This window comes from Propylenella binzhouense, assembly GCF_009866965.1.
Classification (GTDB): Bacteria; Pseudomonadota; Alphaproteobacteria; order Rhizobiales; family Afifellaceae; genus Propylenella; species Propylenella binzhouense.
Map to the genome: position 1 here is coordinate 41448 of NZ_SPKJ01000015.1, position 17206 is coordinate 58653.

21 protein-coding genes are annotated in these 17206 nt (G+C 67.6%); 11 read left to right on the forward strand and 10 right to left on the reverse strand.

Annotated features, from left to right (window positions below; all coding sequences use genetic code 11):
• Positions 1-3: 3 nt before the first annotated feature.
• The 5 genes from E4O86_RS07110 to E4O86_RS07130 form a co-directional block, all read right to left on the reverse strand.
• Complete coding sequence (locus E4O86_RS07110) at positions 4-945, reverse strand: alpha-E domain-containing protein (protein WP_161139828.1); 942 nt, start codon at positions 943-945, stop codon at positions 4-6.
• Positions 946-947: 2 nt separating this feature from the next.
• A complete protein-coding gene (locus tag E4O86_RS07115; protein WP_161139852.1) occupies positions 948-2342 on the reverse strand; it encodes a circularly permuted type 2 ATP-grasp protein in 1395 nt (464 codons plus the stop codon).
• Between the two features lie 231 nt (positions 2343-2573).
• On the reverse strand, positions 2574-3659 hold the full coding sequence (locus tag E4O86_RS07120) for an ABC transporter substrate-binding protein (protein WP_161139829.1): 1086 nt from the start codon (positions 3657-3659) through the stop codon (positions 2574-2576).
• Between the two features lie 111 nt (positions 3660-3770).
• A complete protein-coding gene (locus E4O86_RS07125) occupies positions 3771-4628 on the reverse strand; it encodes an ABC transporter permease (protein ID WP_161139830.1) in 858 nt (285 codons plus the stop codon).
• A 26-nt stretch (positions 4629-4654) separates the two neighbouring features.
• A complete protein-coding gene (locus E4O86_RS07130; protein ID WP_161139831.1) occupies positions 4655-5524 on the reverse strand; it encodes an ABC transporter ATP-binding protein in 870 nt (289 codons plus the stop codon).
• 431 nt (positions 5525-5955) lie between these two features.
• On the opposite strand from E4O86_RS07130, the gene E4O86_RS07135 reads away from it, so the two are divergent.
• The 10 genes from E4O86_RS07135 to E4O86_RS07180 all read left to right on the forward strand — a co-directional run bounded on the left by E4O86_RS07135 (position 5956) and on the right by E4O86_RS07180 (position 13205).
• Positions 5956-6753, forward strand: a complete 798-nt coding sequence (locus tag E4O86_RS07135; protein ID WP_161139832.1) for a glutathione S-transferase family protein — start codon at positions 5956-5958, stop codon at positions 6751-6753.
• A gap of 122 nt (positions 6754-6875) precedes the next feature.
• The gene (locus E4O86_RS07140) at positions 6876-7799 is read left to right on the forward strand and encodes an AAA family ATPase (protein ID WP_161139833.1); all 924 of its coding nucleotides are present in this window, start codon (positions 6876-6878) and stop codon (positions 7797-7799) included.
• Between the two features lie 3 nt (positions 7800-7802).
• Positions 7803-9023 (forward strand): vWA domain-containing protein, encoded by a 1221-nt coding sequence (locus E4O86_RS07145; RefSeq protein WP_161139834.1) that lies wholly within the window; start codon positions 7803-7805, stop codon positions 9021-9023.
• An 11-nt stretch (positions 9024-9034) separates the two neighbouring features.
• Positions 9035-9379, forward strand: coding sequence for an XdhC family protein (locus E4O86_RS07150; protein ID WP_161139835.1), 345 nt, complete (start codon positions 9035-9037; stop codon positions 9377-9379).
• Entirely contained in the window at positions 9379-10074 is a 696-nt protein-coding gene (locus E4O86_RS07155) for an XdhC family protein (RefSeq protein WP_161139836.1), read from the forward strand. Before E4O86_RS07150 ends, E4O86_RS07155 begins: the two co-directional genes overlap by 1 nt.
• Complete coding sequence (locus E4O86_RS07160) at positions 10071-11681, forward strand: NTP transferase domain-containing protein (RefSeq protein ID WP_161139837.1); 1611 nt, start codon at positions 10071-10073, stop codon at positions 11679-11681. The genes E4O86_RS07155 and E4O86_RS07160 overlap by 4 nt, the downstream gene beginning before the upstream one ends.
• Before the next feature lie 71 nt (positions 11682-11752).
• Positions 11753-12064 carry a c-type cytochrome gene (locus E4O86_RS07165; protein ID WP_161139838.1) on the forward strand — a complete coding sequence of 104 codons (312 nt, stop codon included), beginning with the start codon at positions 11753-11755 and terminating at the stop codon, positions 12062-12064.
• A 214-nt stretch (positions 12065-12278) separates the two neighbouring features.
• On the forward strand, positions 12279-12560 hold the full coding sequence (locus E4O86_RS07170; protein ID WP_161139839.1) for a hypothetical protein: 282 nt from the start codon (positions 12279-12281) through the stop codon (positions 12558-12560).
• A 115-nt stretch (positions 12561-12675) separates the two neighbouring features.
• Positions 12676-13068 carry a Cu(I)-responsive transcriptional regulator gene (gene cueR, locus E4O86_RS07175; RefSeq protein ID WP_161139840.1) on the forward strand — a complete coding sequence of 131 codons (393 nt, stop codon included), beginning with the start codon at positions 12676-12678 and terminating at the stop codon, positions 13066-13068.
• Positions 13068-13205 carry a hypothetical protein gene (locus tag E4O86_RS07180; protein ID WP_161139841.1) on the forward strand — a complete coding sequence of 46 codons (138 nt, stop codon included), beginning with the start codon at positions 13068-13070 and terminating at the stop codon, positions 13203-13205. Before cueR ends, E4O86_RS07180 begins: the two co-directional genes overlap by 1 nt.
• Positions 13206-13246: 41 nt before the next feature.
• Here the strand turns inward: E4O86_RS07180 and E4O86_RS07185 are convergent, their stop codons facing one another.
• The 5 genes from E4O86_RS07185 to map form a co-directional block, all read right to left on the reverse strand.
• Entirely contained in the window at positions 13247-13492 is a 246-nt protein-coding gene (locus tag E4O86_RS07185; RefSeq protein WP_161139842.1) for a hypothetical protein, read from the reverse strand.
• Positions 13493-13541: 49 nt separating this feature from the next.
• The gene (gene msrA / locus E4O86_RS07190) at positions 13542-14054 is read right to left on the reverse strand and encodes a peptide-methionine (S)-S-oxide reductase MsrA (protein ID WP_161139843.1); all 513 of its coding nucleotides are present in this window, start codon (positions 14052-14054) and stop codon (positions 13542-13544) included.
• Positions 14051-14500, reverse strand: a complete 450-nt coding sequence (msrB, locus tag E4O86_RS07195; protein WP_161139844.1) for a peptide-methionine (R)-S-oxide reductase MsrB — start codon at positions 14498-14500, stop codon at positions 14051-14053. The genes msrA and msrB overlap by 4 nt, the downstream gene beginning before the upstream one ends.
• 265 nt (positions 14501-14765) lie before the next feature.
• Positions 14766-15467 (reverse strand): RadC family protein, encoded by a 702-nt coding sequence (radC, locus tag E4O86_RS07200; protein ID WP_161139845.1) that lies wholly within the window; start codon positions 15465-15467, stop codon positions 14766-14768.
• Positions 15454-16302, reverse strand: a complete 849-nt coding sequence (gene map, locus E4O86_RS07205; RefSeq protein ID WP_161139846.1) for a type I methionyl aminopeptidase — start codon at positions 16300-16302, stop codon at positions 15454-15456. The genes radC and map overlap by 14 nt, the downstream gene beginning before the upstream one ends.
• Positions 16303-16439: 137 nt before the next feature.
• Here map and E4O86_RS07210 point away from each other — a divergent pair, with 137 nt between their 5' ends.
• Positions 16440-17174, forward strand: coding sequence for a competence/damage-inducible protein A (locus E4O86_RS07210; RefSeq protein WP_161139847.1), 735 nt, complete (start codon positions 16440-16442; stop codon positions 17172-17174).
• Positions 17175-17206: the final 32 nt, after the last annotated feature.

The following is a 17206-nucleotide window of genomic DNA, read 5'->3' on the forward strand; positions in this document are numbered from 1 at the left end:
GCCTCAGCCGAAATGATAGTCGCGGGAAAGCGCGGCCGTGACCTGGTTGTTGCGGGCCACGAACTCGCACAGGAACTCGTGCAGGCCCTGGCGGAAGATCGCCTGCATGTCCGAATCGCGCAGCATGGCACGCGTTTCGGCGATGACGTCCGCCGAAGGCGAGCGCTCGCCGTAATGGGTCGCGAGCCCCTCGACCGAGGTGGAAAGCCAATCGTAGCAGAAGCGGAGCGAACGCGGCATTTCGGGCCGAAGGATGAGGAACTCCGCGACTGAAGCGGCGCGGTACTGCTCGTCGAAGACGTGGCGGTAGGCGCGGTGCGCGGACACGGCCCGAAGGATCATCTCCCACTGGAGCGTGTCGATATCGCCGCCGACCGGCTGGTTGATCGGCAGGAGGATGAAGTATTTCACGTCCATGATGCGGGCGGTGTTGTCCGCCCGTTCGATGAACGCCCCGAGCTGGCTGAAATAGTAGGTGTCGTCGCGCAGGATGGTGCCGAGCAGCGCGCCGCGGAAGAGGGCCGTGCGCTCGCGCACCCAGTCGAGGAACTCCGGCAGGCGCGGATGGCTCACCTCGGTCGGCTTCACCTCCTCGAAGGAGAGCCAGGTGGAGTTCATCGCCTCCCACATGTCCCGCGTGATCTTCGTCCGGACGAAGCGCGCATTATTGCGTGCGGTGGAGAGGCAGCTCCTGACGGAGGAGGGATTGTCTGCGTCGAAGAGCAGGAAGTCGACCACAGTGGCCGTGGCGAAGCGGTCGCCGTGCTTCTTGACGTAGCCATCCATCACGCCGGCGCTCTGGAGCGTCGAGCGCCATTCCTCGCCGTGGCCCTCGCCGTTGGTGAGCGTCATGCGGAAGCCGGCCTCGGTGAGCCGGGCCATGTTCTCGGCGCGCTCCATGTAGCGCGACATCCAGAACAGGCTGCTGGCGGTCCGTCCCAGCATGCTCAGTCTCGCAGCACCCAGGTGTCCTTCGTGCCGCCGCCCTGGGACGAGTTTACGACAAGCGACCCCTTCTTGAGCGCGACGCGCGTCAGTCCGCCGGGCACGAGCCGGACCCGGTCGCTCACGAGCACGAAGGGACGCAGGTCGACGTGGCGCGGCGCAAGGCCGGCGCTTGTGAAGGCCGGGCAGGTGGAGAGCGCGAGCGTCGGCTGCGCGATGTAATTGTCCGGGCGTTCCTCGATCTTGCGCCTGAAGGTCTCGATCTCCCGGCGGGTCGCGGCCGGGCCGATCAGCATGCCGTAGCCGCCCGAGCCATGCACCTCCTTCACCACCAGGTCGCAGAGATGGGCGAGCACGTGCTCGCGCTCCTCGGCTATGCCGCAGCGATAGGTCGGGACGTTCTCGAGGATCGGACGCTGGCCGGTGTAGAAGCGGATGATCTCCGGCATGTAGGCGTAGATCGCCTTGTCGTCGGCAATCCCCGTTCCCGGCGCGTTGACGATCGTCACCCGTCCGGCGCGGTAGAGGTCCACGAGGCCGGGCACGCCGAGCGTGGAATCCGGGCGGAAGGTGAGGGGGTCGAGAAAGTCGTCGTCGATCCTGCGGTAGATGATGTCGACGCGCTGCCGTCCGCGCGTCGTGCGCATGTAGAGGTAGCCGCCGTCGATGTAGAGGTCCTGCCCTTCGACCAGTTCGACGCCCATCTGGTCGGCCAGGAAGGAATGTTCGAAGAAGGCCGAATTGTAGATCCCCGGCGTCATCACCACGATGGTCGGATCGCCGGTGCAGGCGGCCGGTGCGACGGCTGCGAGCGTGCGGCGGAGCAGCGAGGGATAGTCGCTTACCGGCGCGATCCGGTGGTGCGCGAAGAGTTCGGGAAAGAGATGCATCATCGCCTCCCGGTTCTCCAGCATGTAGGAGACGCCGGAGGGCGTGCGCAGGTTGTCCTCCAGGACGTAGAACTGGTTTTCGCCGATGCGGACGATGTCGATGCCGATGATGTGGCTGTAGATGCTGAGCGGCGGTTCGAAGCCGATCATCGCGGGCTGGTAGGCGGCGTTCCGGTAGATCAGCTCGGCCGGAATCCGGCCCGCGCGGATGATCTCCTGGCGGTGGTAGATGTCGTAGAGAAAGGCATTGAGCGCCCGCACGCGCTGCTCGATGCCGCGCTCGAGGTGCCGCCATTCGGCAGCCGATATGATGCGCGGGACAAGGTCGAACGGAATGAGCCGTTCGAGCGCGTTCGCCTCGCCATAGACGGAGAACGTGATGCCGAGCCGGCGGAAGATCGTGTCGGCTTCCTGCTGCTTGCGCTTCAGGAGCCCCTTCGGCTGCCTGTCCAACCAGGCGGCGAGTTCGGCGTAGGGCCTTCGCACGTTGCCGTCGAGGCCCGACATCTCGTCGAACGACCGGACGGCGCTCCCCGATGAGGCCTGGCTCTGATGCAACTCCGCCGTGCTCCTCCCCATGCACAAACGTTAGCCAACCGCAAACCCCCGGTCACGCATAAAGATGCAGCCGATCCTGCCTCTATTCTCGCCAGCCTCCGGGGACAGCCTGGCCGCAAAAGAAATCTCCGGCGAGATGATCGCCGGAGACAGCAATGGTGCGGCCGCTTCCGCGCGGCGTCAGATCGAGGCGGGCCGCTTCGGCAATCCGAGCGCTTCCTGGGCCGCCCAGACGTACTTCATGTCGACCACCTTCCGCCAGTCGACGTCCTTCGGGACGCCGCCCGTCTCCGCGAGCTGGGCGAGGAAGGTGTCCATGACTTCCGCGCTCTCGAAGCCGCCGTCCGGGCTCAGCTGGTCGAGCTCGACCTTGTACTGCTCCTCGAACGCGGGCGGGATGTCGTAGCCGTAGTCCCGCATGATCTTGTACGCCTGATCCTTGTTCTTCGGATCGAACAGCCACTGGCGCGCCTTGAGGTCGGCGAGCGTCCAAGCATAGACCGTATCCTCGTTCTTCTCGACCCAGGGGCCCATCGCGCCGAAGGCTTCCTGGGGCGCCGAGGTGAGCTCCTCGAACAGGAACTTGCCGCCGGATTCCTCGATCCCCTTCTTGTGGCGCGGGAACACGCTCGCCGCGTCGAGGGTGCCGTTGATGAGGGCGGCCATCCGGTTGTCCGAGGCGCCGGAGGTCGGGACGAAGGTGACGTCCTTCTCCGGGTCGAGCCCCATCTTCTTCAGGATCTGCTTCTGGACCCAGGTGTTGCGCCCGTCGAGCGCGCCGCCCGAGATCTTCGCCCCCTTGAGGTCCTCGGGCTTCTCGATGCCCTTCCGGACGCCCATGATCCAGTATTCCTTGTCGCGGAACATGCTGATGATCTTGATCGGCAGTCCGCTCGCCTGCGCCGAGCCGAGGAACACGCTGGTATCGCCATGCGTGATGTCGAGGCTGCCGCCCACCATGCCCGGGATGTACTGGTCAGAGAGGATGATCTCGACGTCGTCGATGCCGCTCTCCTTCATGTAGCCGAGCGTCATGGCGATCACGACCGGCCACTTATTGACGTAGTTCGGGTTGAAGTCGCCGTAGACGACCTTCTTGAGGTTCGCCTTGATGTTCTTGATCGAGGGCGTCTTGTCCTGCGCGGAGGCGCCGTTGGTGGTGGCGACGGCGAGCATCATGCCCATGACGCCGAGGCCGCCCATCTTCAGGAACTCGCGGCGCTCGAGCCACCTCTTGTGGTCGTCGAACAGATCAATCGGCTTCATCGCTTTCTCCCTTCCCTAGACGAAGTTGTTGCCGGGGTGATCCCTCTTGCCGGCCCCGGGCCGGCCGCCCCGCCCGGCCGGCAGCCGCGCGAGGCCCCGCAGCCGGACACCTCAGAGACGGTCGATCCGGCGCCACGGCGCCACGTAGGCCTCCAGCCAGCGGGTCAGCTGGATCAGCGTCAGCGAAACCACGACGAGCAGGAACAGGACGGCGTACATCAGCGCCGAATTGAACGTATCGGCGGCGCGCTGGATCAGGTAGCCGAGGCCCTTCGAGCCGCCGAAGATCTCGGCGATGATCACGCCGATCAGGCCGCGGCCGATGCCCTGCTGGACCCCGGAGATGATGAAGGGCAGCGTGTAGGGGAGCACGACCTTCGTATAGAGTTCGCGCCGGCTCGCCCCGAAGACCTTGGCGGCCGCCAGGAGCGACTTCTCGGTCGTCTTCACGCCCGCCCAGGCGTTGATGATGATCGGGAACACCGCGGAGAGCACGATGATCGTGACCTGCATCTTCACGGTGAAGCCGAGGAACAGGATGAAGAGCGGCACCAAAGCGATGCGCGGCAGCGAGGCGAGCGCCCAGACATAGGGGCTCAGCACCGTCTCGATATACCGGTTCCCGCCCATCAGCAGACCGGCCGGGATGCCGATGAGGCAGGCCAGGAAGAGCCCCAGGGAGAGATTGCCCAGGCTGTAGAAGAGGTGGTCCCGGATGCTGCCGGAGATCACCGATCCGGGCGGCGAGGTGGTGGTCAGCCCGGTCCATAGCGCTTCGAACATGCTGCTCGCCGGCGGCAGGAAGAGCGGGCTGATGGCTCCGCTGCGCGCGAACAGCTCCCAGACGACGAAGAAGATCGTGAGGTTCGCGACCGTGACGAACCACGAGCCGTAGCGCTTCCAGAACTCGCGCATCGACCATTCGGTCTTGACGATACGGGCCGGTTCCGAGGGTGCCATCGTCGCCATGGCCTGGTCTCCTCCTGTGGCGCTCATCATTTCGCTCCGCGGGCGGTCTGAAGCGCCTCGTCCTTCACGAGTCGCCAGATGTGGTCGCGAAGCTCGCCGTATTCCGGAAGCATCTTCACGTCGTAGTCGAAGCGCGGACGGGGCAGGTTGACGTTGACGATCTCCTTGATGCGGCCGGGGCGATAGGAAATCACGACGACGCGGTCCCCCAGCGTGACCGCCTCGTCAATCGAGTGGGTGATGAAGACCACCGTCTGCCGCGTGTTCGTGACGAAGCGCTCGAGCTCGCTCTGCATCGCCTCGCGGGTCATCGCGTCGATGGCGGCGAAGGGTTCGTCGGCGAGCAGGATGTCGGGTTCGGAGACGAGCGCGCGCGCGATTCCGACGCGCTGCTTCATGCCGCCGGAGAGCTCGTAGGGGAACGAGTTCTCGAAACCGGTGAGATCGACGAGGTCGATATAGCGCCGGACCCGCTCGTCCATCTCCTTCTGCGACAGCCCGAGCTTCTGCATCTCGAACGGCATCCGGATGTTCGATTCGACGGTCCGCCAGGGCATGAGCGCGTAATCCTGGAACACCATCGCGCGGTCGGGACCGGGACCGGTGACCGGGCGTCCGTTCACCTCGATGCTGCCTTCCCACGGCTTCACGAGCCCGGAGATGGCATTGATGAAGGTGGTCTTGCCGCAGCCGGAGGGACCGACGAGCACGACGAACTCGCCCCGGTTGACCGTGAGGCTGATGTCGCGGAGCGCCGTCAGCCGCTGCCGCTCGCGATGGAGCTCGTAGCCGACGGTCAGGTTCTTGGAGACAATGACCGGTGCGGAATCCTGCGGCCCGGCGGCGATGGTCGGTGCTGCGGCCGTCCGCCCGACATCTGCTTCTGCAACCCTCATTACGCCTCTGTTCCTCCCTGAAATCGCGCTGTGGCGGGGCCGTTCTTGCGCGGCGCCTCGGTTCGTCCGTCTGGTCCTCAAACGTTCGGCGAGGCCTCCGATTGGCCGCGCCGCTTGGCTTTGCGTGCCGGCTGGCCGCCTGCCTGTTCCGGACGTCTCTCCTTCGCTCCGAGGTCTCGACCCGAACGTGTCGCAAACGATTGCATACCAAGATTCTTCGGAATGCAAGTCGCTAGTCTCGAACAGCCCGTGAACCGGCATCCGCCAGAACGGACCGGCCGGGACAATCCACTCGTGGACCGTATGATGATACTACAATCCGGTCAATGGCCTTGCGGCCGGCGCCGCTGCGACGTGGCAGCCGCGGTCTTCTTGACCGGCGGCGGCCGCGACGATACCGTCGTCATACGATCATACGATCCGGGGCGGAAATGCTCGAGCTCTACAACTTTGCCCAGTCCACCTGCAGCCTCAAGGTGCGGATCGTCCTTCACGAGAAGGGGCTTGATTGGGAAGACCGGCGCCTCGTCTCGAAGAACCACGATCATCTTTCGGACTGGTACCTGAAGCTCAACCCGAACGGCGTCGTCCCGACGCTCGTGCATGACGGGGTGCCGGTCATCGAGTCCTCGGTGATCGTGCAATATCTCGACGAGGTGTTTCCGGCGGTTCCGCTGGTGTCGGACGACGCGGTGGGGCGGGCCCGCATGCGCGCCTGGCTCGCCTTCGTCGACGCGGTTCCGACGCCGGCCGTGCGCTATCCTTCGTTCCAGTTCGGCGGGCTGCGGCGGAAGTTCGAAACGATGACGCCGGAGCAATTCGCGGAGAACGCGAAACGGCGTCCGCTGAAGTCGAGCTTCTACGAGAAGATGGGGCAGGGCGGATTTCCGCAGGCCGACGTCGACAAGGCGCTGGAGGACATCCGCAAGACGGCCGCGCGGATGGACCGGATGTTCGACGAGAGCGGGGGACCGTGGCTCCTCGGCGAGCGCTACACGCTGGCCGACATCTGCGTCGCGCCCCTCATCGACCGGATGGAGGATCTCGGCCTCGCCGCCCTCTGGGCCGACCGTCCTCGCGTCGCGGAATGGCTCGCCGGGATTCAGGCCCGGCCCGCCTACCAGAAGGCCTTCTACGAGGGCTCGCGCCTGTCCGAGATCTATCCCGATATCGTGCCCGGCCGTGCCGGCGCCCGGCCTTTGCCGCAGGAGGCGGCGCCGGCCGCCTGATCGATTTCGGGCCACGCCCGGCCCGATCTGCATCGCGGGAGCGGATCGGCGCTACGCAGGTGCACAGCGGCGGCTCATCCCCTATATAGACCGGGCTGACCCTCCGTTTCCCACGAGATCGCATGACGCGGCGCCCGGTCCCGACCTCCATCGAAGAGACGCTTGGCCTCCTCCAGGCGGCCGGCTACATCGCTGACCGCTCGCTCGCGACCGTCGTGTTCCTGAGCCTCAGGATGAAGCGGCCGCTCTTCCTGGAGGGCGAGGCCGGCGTCGGCAAGACCGAGATCGCCAAGGTGCTGGCCGAGGGCCTCGGACGGAATCTGATCCGGCTCCAGTGCTACGAGGGGCTCGACCTCGCGAGCGCGGTCTACGAGTGGAACTACGCGGCCCAGATGATCGAGATCCGGCTCGCCGAGGCGAGCGGAGATGTCGATCGCGAGACGCTCGCCAAGGATATCTTCACGGAGCGCTTCCTGATCGCGCGGCCGGTTCTGCAGGCGCTCGAGCCGGACCTCCGCGGCCCGCCCGTTCTCCTCATCGACGAGCTCGACCGTGCCGACGAGGCATTCGAGGCCTTCCTGCTCGAGGTGCTCGCCGATAATCAGGTCACGATCCCGGAGTTCGGGACGGTGCATGCGGCCGAGCCGCCGGTCGTGATCGTCACCACGAATCGGACGCGCGAGATCCACGACGCGCTGAAGCGCCGCTGCCTCTATCATTGGGTGGACTATCCGACCGCCGAGCGCGAACTCGCGATCGTCCTCAGCAAGGTTCCCGGCATCCATGAGCGCCTCGCCGGCGACGTCGTGGCCTTCGTCCAGAGGCTTCGCCGCGAGGAGCTCTTCAAGAAGCCGGGCATTGCCGAGACGCTCGACTGGGCGGGCGCGCTCACCGAGCTCGACCAGGTGGCGCTCGATCCCGCGATGGTGTCGGACACGCTCGGCGTTCTTCTGAAGTACCAGGACGACATCGCCCGGCTTGAGGGAAGCAGGACCAGGCAGCTTCTCGACGAAGCGCGGGCGGAGTTCGCATCCGCGGCGGAGTAGGCGATGGTCCCGGACGGCGACGAAGGCGGGCCGGGCGGCGGCCGGATCGCAGACAACATCGTCCATTTCGCGCGCGCGCTCCGGAAGGCCGGCCTGCCGGTCGGTCCGGGCGCCACCGTCGACGCCATCCGCGCCGTCGAGGCGGCCGGGATCGGCTCGCGCGAGGACTTCTACTGGGCGCTCCACGCCGTCTTCGTGAAGAAGCGCGAGCACCGCGCCGTCTTCGAGCAGGCCTTCGCGATCTTCTGGCGGCGGCGCGGCCTGCTCGACAAGCTGATCGCGATGATGTCGCCGACCGCGCCCCCGAAGCCCGCCGCGCCGGAGAAGCCGAAGCCGGGCGCCGCGCGCGTGCAGGAGGCTCTCGCGCCGGACCGCGCGCCGCTGCGCGAGGAGCCGGAGACGATCGTCGATGCCCGGTTCACCCTCTCGAACCGCGAGCTCCTCCAGGCCAAGGACTTCGCCCAGATGAGCGCGGCCGAACTCGCGGAGGCCCGGCGGCTCATATCGCGGCTGGCGATGCCCGACGACAGGCTCCGGGTCCGCCGGCTCAAGGCGGCGGCGCGCGGCGCCTTCGATCCGCGCGCCACGATGCGCGCATCGCTCCGCCTGGGCGGATCGATGATCCTTCCCCGCTTCAAGGCGCCCGACGAGATCGCGCCGCCGATCGTCGCGCTCTGCGACATATCCGGCTCGATGAGCGACTATTCGCGCGTGCTCCTGCATTTCCTACATGCGCTTTCGGAGCGCCGGCGCGTCGGCTCCTTCGTGTTCGGCACGCGGCTCACCAATGTCACGCGCCAGCTCCGGCTCAAGGATGTCGACGAGGCGCTTGCCGGCTGCTCCGAGGCGGTCGCGGACTGGTCCGGCGGGACGCGCATCGCCGCCGCCATTCACAGCTTCAACCTCAACTGGTCGCGCCGCGTGCTGGGGCAGGGCGCCGTGGTGCTCCTCATCACGGACGGGCTCGAGCGCGATGCCGACGCCGATCTCGGCCGCGAGATGGACCGGCTGCACAGGTCCTGCCGGCGCCTGATCTGGCTCAACCCCCTCCTGCGCTTTTCCGGCTTCGAGGCCAAGGCGGGCGGCATCCGGGCGATGCTGCCGCATGTCGACGAGTTCCGGCCCGCCCATTCGCTGAACGCGATCGCCGACATCGTCGCCGCGCTCAACGGCGAGACGGGCAAAGCGGGGACCGACCCGCGCACCTATCTGAAGGCAGCATGATGGAGGTTGCCATGTCCGCAAACCAGACGGCCGCCGAGAGCGGCCTCGACATACTCGGCACGGCCGAGACCTGGCTCGGCGAGGGACGCCGGATCGCGCTGGCGACCGTCGTCGAGACATGGGGCTCCGCGCCGCGGCCGGTCGGAAGCCATCTCGTCATCGACGAGGAGGGCAATTTCCAGGGATCCGTCTCGGGCGGCTGCGTCGAAGGGGCGGTGGTCGGCGAAGCCATCGACGTGATCGGCAGCGGCGCACCGCGCATGCTCGAGTTCGGCGTGGCCGACGAGACCGCCTGGCGGGTCGGCCTGTCCTGCGGCGGTCGCATCCGCGTCTATGTCGAGCCGGTGGGCCCGTAATGCGCAGGGACCTTCTCGTCGCGCTCAATGCGGCCCGCCAGGCGCGTCGCGCCGTCATCCTGGTCACCGATACGCCGTCCGGCGAGGCGCGCCTCGTCGGCGAGGAGGATGCGGCGCGGGATCCGCTCGCCCCGGAGCTCGACAAGCGGTTCCGGAGCGGGCGCTCCGGAATGCTCGAGGACGGCCGCACCTTCCTGACCGTCCAGGTGCCGCCGCCGCGGCTCGTGGTGATCGGCGCGGTCCATATCAGCCAGGCGCTCGCCCCGGTCGCCCGCATCGCCGGCTTCGACATGGTCGTGATAGACCCGCGGACGGCATTCGCCTCCGAGGAGCGCTTCCCCGACGTTCCGCTGATTGCGGAATGGCCGGACGAGGCGCTGAAGGGCGTGCCGCTCGACGCCTATACGGGCCTCGTCGCGCTCACCCACGATCCGAAGATCGACGACGGGCCGATTCTCGCGGCGCTTGCGGCGAACTGCTTCTATGTCGGGGCGCTCGGCAGCCGGAAGACCCACGGAAAGCGGGTGGAGCGGCTGCTGCAGGCCGGTGCCTCGGCCGCCGAGCTCGAGCGCATCCACGCCCCGATCGGAATGAATATCGGCGCCCAGTCGCCCGCGGAGATCGCGATCGCGATCATGGCGGAGGTGATCGCGACCCTGCGCACGAGCGCCGACAGCCGCCGGGCGGTCGCTTGAGGTTCGGGCCGGTTCCGGTCGCCGAAGCCGAGGGGTCGATCGCGGCCCATTCGGTGCGGCTTGCGGGGCGGACGATCAAGAAGGGAACCCGTCTCGGGCCGGAGCAGATCGCCGCCCTGACGGAGGCCGGGATTGCCGAGGTCGTGGTCGCCGTGCTCGATCCGGCCGATATCGGCGAGGACGATGCGGCGGAGCGGGTCGGCAGCCGCCTGCTCTGCCCGAGCCTGCGGGCCGATCCGCCCTTCACCGGGCGGTGCAACATCTTTGCGAAAGAGGCCGGCCTCTTCATTGCCGACCGCGAATCGGTCGACGCATTGAACAGGCTCGATCCCGGGCTGACGCTCGCGACGCTGCCCTCCCACACGCCGGTCGAGGCGGGGCGCATGGTGGCGACGGTGAAGGTGATTCCCTTCGCCGTCCGCGAGGAGGCGGTGGCGAAGGCCGAAGCGCTTCTCGCCGGAGGCGGGGCGCTCGAAGTCGCGGCGTGGCGGCCGGCAAGGGTGGGCATGGCGGCGACCGTGCTGCCCGGCCTCAAGCCCACCGTCATGGACAAGACGCGCCGCGTGTTCGAGGAGCGGCTGAAGCCGACCGGATCCACCATTCTCTCCGAGCGGCGGGTGCCGCACGAGGTGGAGCCGCTTGCCGAGGCGATCGCGGGGCAGCTTCGCGACGGCAGCGAGCTGATCGTGGTCTTCGGGGCCTCGGCCATCACCGACGCGGGCGACGTCATTCCGGAGGCGGTGCGCCGGGCGGGCGGCAGGATCATCCATTTCGGGATGCCCGTCGATCCGGGCAACCTTCTTCTCGTCGGCGAACTCGGCGGCGTTCCGGTCCTGGGCGCGCCGGGCTGTGCGCGCAGCCCCGCCGAGAACGGCTTCGACTGGATCCTCCAGCGGCTTCTCGCCGGGATTCCGGTCGAACCCGAGGACATCACGGGCCTCGGGGTCGGAGGACTGCTGATGGAGATCGTCTCGCGTCCGCAGCCCCGGAACCCGGCCAGGGAGCAGACCGGCAAGAGCGTGGCGGCGGTCGTGCTTGCGGCCGGGCAGTCGCGCAGGATGGGGGGGCCGAACAAGCTGCTCGCCACCTTCGATGGCGAGCCGCTCGTCCGCCGCACCGTCAGGGCCGCGCTCGCGTCCGCCGCGGACCCGGTGATCGTCGTCACCGGGCACATGCGGGACGAGGTCGCGAAGGCGCTTTCTGATCTTCCCGCGACGGTGGTCGAGAACCCGGATTTCGCGGACGGGCTCGCCACCTCGCTCAAGGCGGGCGTCGCCGCCGTCCCGCAGGAGGCATCGGGCGCGATCGTGCTCCTCGCCGACATGCCCATGATCACCACGGCGAATATCGACGCACTGATCGCCGCCTTCGATCCGGAGCGCCCGGGCATCGTGCTTCCCACGGTTTCCGGAAAGCGCGGCAACCCGGTGCTCTGGTCGCGCCATTTCTTCCCGGAGCTGCTCGGTGCGTCGGGCGACGTGGGCGCCCGCCACCTCATCGCCCGCTATCCCGACGCCGTGACCACCGTCGAGCTCGGCGCCGCCGCCGGGCTCGATGTCGACACGCCCGATGCCCTGGTTGCGGCGGGCGGCATCTTGCCCGAATGAGCCGCCTGTCCTTCTTTCGCCGGGCCCGCCCGTCATCCTGGTGCCGTCGGGACGGGGAATCAGGCTGCGCCATGAGGGTTGCGATCGCCTGGGCGGTCCTTCTCTGCGCGACGTCCGTCTCCGTCGCCTCGCCGATCGAGGATGGCCGGCGCTTCGCGGAGAAGAATTGCGGTCGCTGCCACGCAATCGGCCGGGAAGGTGACAGCCCGCTTCCCGGCGCGCCGGCGTTCCGCACCCTTTCCGAGCGCTATCCGATCGAATCGCTTGCCGAGGCGCTCGCCGAGGGCATCGTGACGGCACATCCCGACATGCCGGAATTCGTGCTCGAGCCGGAAGAGATCGACGCGCTCCTCTCCTATCTGGAGAGCATCCAGGCGCGCTGAGCGAGCAATGCGTGACGGCAGGCTGGTTGTGGCGCGGCCGAAAACCGCCGCTCTTCGCGGGCGGAAAGGGCAGGCGGGCTCTGCGGCTTTCTCAGGGCGCTAGCAGCAGTCGCTCGGTGGAGCTGCTAACTTACTGAACTAATTGGCAATCTTCTTGCATCACCCTATTCTGCCGAGAGGGCCGACTGGTGGCCCGGAAGAATGGGGATACGGAATGCGAGACACCGATTTCCATTGGATCGCCGAGGATCCGCGCGCCGGCTACGGCCTGACGACCGCGAACATCCTCTATCACATGCCCGACCATCCTGACCTCCTGCAGGCGTTCGTATGGCAGTTCTACGACGTCTGCCCGGACTATCCGCGGCTGGAGAAGTTCCTGGCCTACTGGCGGCGCGAGATCGAGGCGGCGATCCATTCGGTCGAGATCTCGCACAAGCGCCTCGTCACGCCTTCCGAGGTGCGGCTCGCTTCGTTTCACGGCCAGCTGCACTGAGATCGGCTTCGCGCCGCGCTCGGAGCGCCGTCCCGAGCGCGGCACCGGGGCCTTGACCTTCCAGTCGCTGGAACCCATCTCGTCCGCGTTTGTGAGAGTTGGGGCGGAGCGTGGAATGAACATCGGACAGGCCTCGCGCCGGAGCGGGCTGCCGGCGAAGACGATCCGCTATTACGAGGAGATCGGGCTCGTCCAGCCGAGCCGGCTCGAGAACGGCTACCGGGATTATTCCGCCGGCGAGCTCGATGCGCTGCGCTTTCTCGCGCGCGCCCGCTCTCTCGGCTTCTCGATCGAGGAATGCCGGCGGCTTCTCTCGCTCTATTCCGACAAGAGCCGCGCGAGCGCCGACGTGCGCCGGCTGGCGGAAGCGCACATCGTCGAGGTGGACGCCAAGATCGCCGAGCTGCAGGCGATCAGGGCGGCCCTCGCACGGCTCGTCTCTGCCTGCCACGGCGATCACGCGCCCGATTGCCCGATCCTGGACGAACTCGCCGGCAGCGCTGCCTGATGCCGGCACGCGTCGTCCTGCTCGCCACGGCGGCGGCACTCGTCGTCGGCATGCTGGTCCTCCTTGCCCGAAGCGGCACCGCGTTCGCACCGGCATTCCCGGAGCGGGGGCCGGGCGCAGCGATCGCGCCGCGCTGAGGGGTGCCCTCCGGCACGGCCTGCCTGCGTTGCCGGGGACGTCAGGCGGCGAGCGGTCGAAGTGCCTGGACGAGTTCCTCCGCATCGGGCCGAAACCCGTCCTGGACGACGCGATCGTCGGGCGCGATCACGACGAACCAGGGGGTCCCGCCGGAACGGTAGGCCTCCATGATGGCGGGCACGGCGCCTGCCGAGGCCGGCGCGGCGCGGCGCTCGTCGCCATCTTCGTCGATCCACCGGACATGCTCGAGCGGAGGAGCAGGCGGACCGAGGTTTCCCGTCTCCACGAAATCCCCGTTGGCGGGCTCGCGGCGCCGTGCCGCGAGCCCGACCTTGTTAGGCGGCAGCGCCGGTCCTGCGCGGCAAAACCCAGTTCGGGCGTGGGAAATGACAGGTATATCCGTTCGGAATACGTTCCAGATAATCCTGGTGCTCGGGCTCGGCCTCCCAGAAATCGCCGGCCGGCTCGACTTCCGTGACGACCTTGCCAGGCCAAAGTCCCGACGCATCGACGTCTGCGATCGTATCGAGCGCAACGGCCTTCTGCTCGTCGCTGGTGAAATAGATCGCCGAACGGTAGCTCGTGCCACGATCGTTTCCCTGGCGGTTGAGCGTCGTCGGATCGTGGATCTGGAAAAAGAACTCGAGCAAGCGCCGGTAGGTGATCTGCGAAGGATCGAAGATGATCTCGATCGCCTCGGCATGGCTGCCGTGATTGCGGTATGTCGCATTCGGCACGTCGCCGCCCGTATACCCGACCCTGGTCGAGATCACGCCGGGCAGCTTGCGGATGAGGTCCTGCATGCCCCAGAAGCAGCCGCCGGCGAGAACAGCGCGTTCGGTCGTCATGAGATGTCCTCCACCTGGTTGAGATATTCGCCGTAACCCTGCTCCACCATCTCGTCGCGCGGCACGAAGCGCAGCGAAGCAGAATTGATGCAGTAGCGCAGGCCGCCGCGGTCGCTCGGTCCGTCAGGGAAGACGTGGCCGAGATGGCTGTCGCCATGTGTCGAACGCACTTCCGTCCGGATCATGCCGTGGCTGGTGTCGCGCAGCTCGTTCACGTTCGCGGGTTCGATCGGCTTGGTGAAGCTCGGCCATCCGCAGCCCGACTCGTACTTGTCCGACGATGCGAACAGCGGTTCGCCCGAGACGATATCGACGTAAATGCCCGGTGCCTTGTTGTGGAGAAGCGCCCCGGTCCCTGGGCGTTCGGTCCCGCTCTGCTGTGTCACCCGAAATTCCTCGGGCGACAGCCTGGCGATCGCGGCGTCTGTTTTCCTGTAGGCAGCCATGGCCGAACTCCTTCGATTCCGCCATCGAAGATGGGTCCTCGACCCGGAGGTGTCCAATAGGCCGCGACCATAGTTTCGATGTCACCGGTGCGCCACCGACTCACGACCACCCAAAGCGCTCGATCGGCACGCGAAGCTGCCGCAAGGCCGCTGCCGGGCGGCGACATCGGGAAGCGGTCCGCACGCCTGATCCCGTCGGCGAGCCGGCGGGCTCGAAGCGGGCGATCGCCTCCGCTTCGGAGACGAAGGGGCCGCCGTGCCGCCCTCACATCAGCCCTGTGCCCTTGAAGCTCACATGGCCCTCGCGGCCGATGATCAGGTGATCGTGCACCACGATCCCGAGCGGCTTCGCCACGTCGATGATCGTCTGCGTCATCTGGATGTCGGCGCGCGAGGGAGTCGGGTCGCCGGACGGATGGTTGTGAACGAGAATGATGGCGGAGGCCGAAAGCTCGAGCGCGCGGCGAACCACCTCGCGCGGATAGACCGGCGTGTGGTCGACCGTTCCGGTCTGCTGCACCTCGTCGGCGATGAGGCCGTTCTTCTTGTCGAGAAAGAGGATCCGGAACTGCTCGCGCTCCTCATAGGCCATCGCCGTGCGGCAATAGTCGAGGAGCGCGCTCCAGGAGGAGAGCACGGTGCGCTTGCGCACCGCCTCCTGGGCGAGCCGCTCGGAGAGCGCCTTGATGAGCTTCAGCTCGAGGACGACCGCCTCCCCGACGCCCTCGATCTCGCGCAGCCTGGCCGGCGAAGCCGAAAGCACCTCGGCGATGGTGCCGAACCGCCTCAGGAGCGCCTTGGCGATCGGCTTCGTGTCGCGCCGCGGCAGCGCGCGGAAGAGCGCCAGCTCGATGAGCTCGTAATCCGCGAGCGCCGCCGCCCCGCCGTCCCTGAAGCGGGATCTCAGGCGGTCGCGGTGGCCGAGGAAATGGGGAAGGTCGGGCCCCGAATCCTCAAGCCCCGCCATCGACGCTGCCCTGCGCCATCGGGCCGTAGGGCGGCTTGTGCCGTCCGTTCGGTGAAAGCGTGAAGACCTCCACGCCGTCCTCGGTGATGCCGACCATGTGCTCGAACTGCGCCGAAAGCGAGCGGTCCCGGGTCACCGCCGTCCAGCCGTCGGAGAGGAGCTTCACGTGCGGACGTCCGAGATTGATCATCGGCTCGATGGTGAAGACCATTCCCGGCCGGATCAGCGCGCCCTCGCCGGGCCGCCCGTAATGAAGCACGTTCGGCGGCTCGTGGAACGAGCGCCCGACGCCGTGGCCGCAGAAGTCGCGCACCACCGAGCAGCGCTCCGATTCCGCGTAGCTCTGGATGGCGTGGCCGATGTCGCCGAGATGCCCGCCGGGATGCGTCGCCGCGATGCCGCGCATCAGGCACTCGTAGGTGACCTCGATCAGCCTCTCGGCGGCGCGCTTGGCCGTGCCGGCAACATACATGCGGCTCGAATCGCCGTGCCAGCCGTCGAGGATGAAGGTGACGTCGATGTTGACGATGTCGCCTTCCCTGAGCGGCTTCTCGTTGGGAATGCCGTGGCAGACGACGTGGTTGAGCGACGTGCAGGTCGAGTGCCTGTAGCCGCGATAGTTGAGGGTCGCGGGCACCGCGCCGTGCTGCATGGCGAAATCGAAGACGAAGTCGTCGATCGTCTTGGTCGTCACGCCGGTCGCCACGATGTCGGCCAGTTCGTCGAGGCAGAGCGCCGCCAGCCGGCCCGCCCGCCGCAGCCCGTCGAAGGCCTCGGCGTCATAGAGGAGGATCGTATCCCGCGCCCGCGTGATATCAGCCAATTCTTCCTGCATTCCCGTCCAGGCTCCATTTCGCCCCTAAGCTAGTGCATCGGCGCCGAACTTATAAGGCCGTCCACGCGCCGCGGGCCCTGTGATTCCCGCCCGCCCTCCGCTAAGTGAGGGCGTCCGCACCTCGATCGCGCATAGCCATGTCCGATGAAAGACCCACCACCGCCGCCATGCTCGTCATCGGCGACGAGATCCTCTCGGGCCGGACCAAGGACCGCAATATCGGGTTTGTCGCCGACACGCTGACCGATATCGGAATCGATCTCGAGGAGGTCAGGATCGTGGCCGACCGGATGGCGGCCATCGTGGAGGCGGTGAGGGCGCTCAGCGGGCGCTACGACTACGTCTTCACGAGCGGCGGCATCGGCCCGACCCACGACGACATCACCGCCGACGCGATCGCGGAGGCTTTCGGCGTCCCGCTCCGCTACGATCCCCGCGCCACCGCCATCCTCCAGGCCTATTACGAGGGCCGCGGCATCGAGATGAACGAGGCCCGCCGCCGGATGACCCGGATCCCCGAAGGGGCGGACCTGATCGCAAACCCGGTTTCCGCGGCACCCGGATTCGCCATTCGGAACGTCTTCGTCATGGCCGGCGTGCCGGCGATCATGCAGGCGATGATGGACGACGTCGTGAAGCGGCTTCCGGCCGCGCGCCCGCTCGTCAGCGAGACCATCGAGGCCGGCCGGGGAGAGGGCGACGTCGCCGCCGCGCTGACGGGCATCCAGGAGCGCTTTCCGGACGTCCGGATGGGCTCCTATCCCTATCACGACGGCACGCGCTTCACGACGCGGCTGGTGCTCCGGAGCCGGGACGTCGCGGCGCTCGCGGCGGCGGCGGCAGCGCTCCGCGCCGCCCTCGCTGCCCTCTAGCCGGGCCGCGTGGCGAGGCGTCGGCCGGTCCG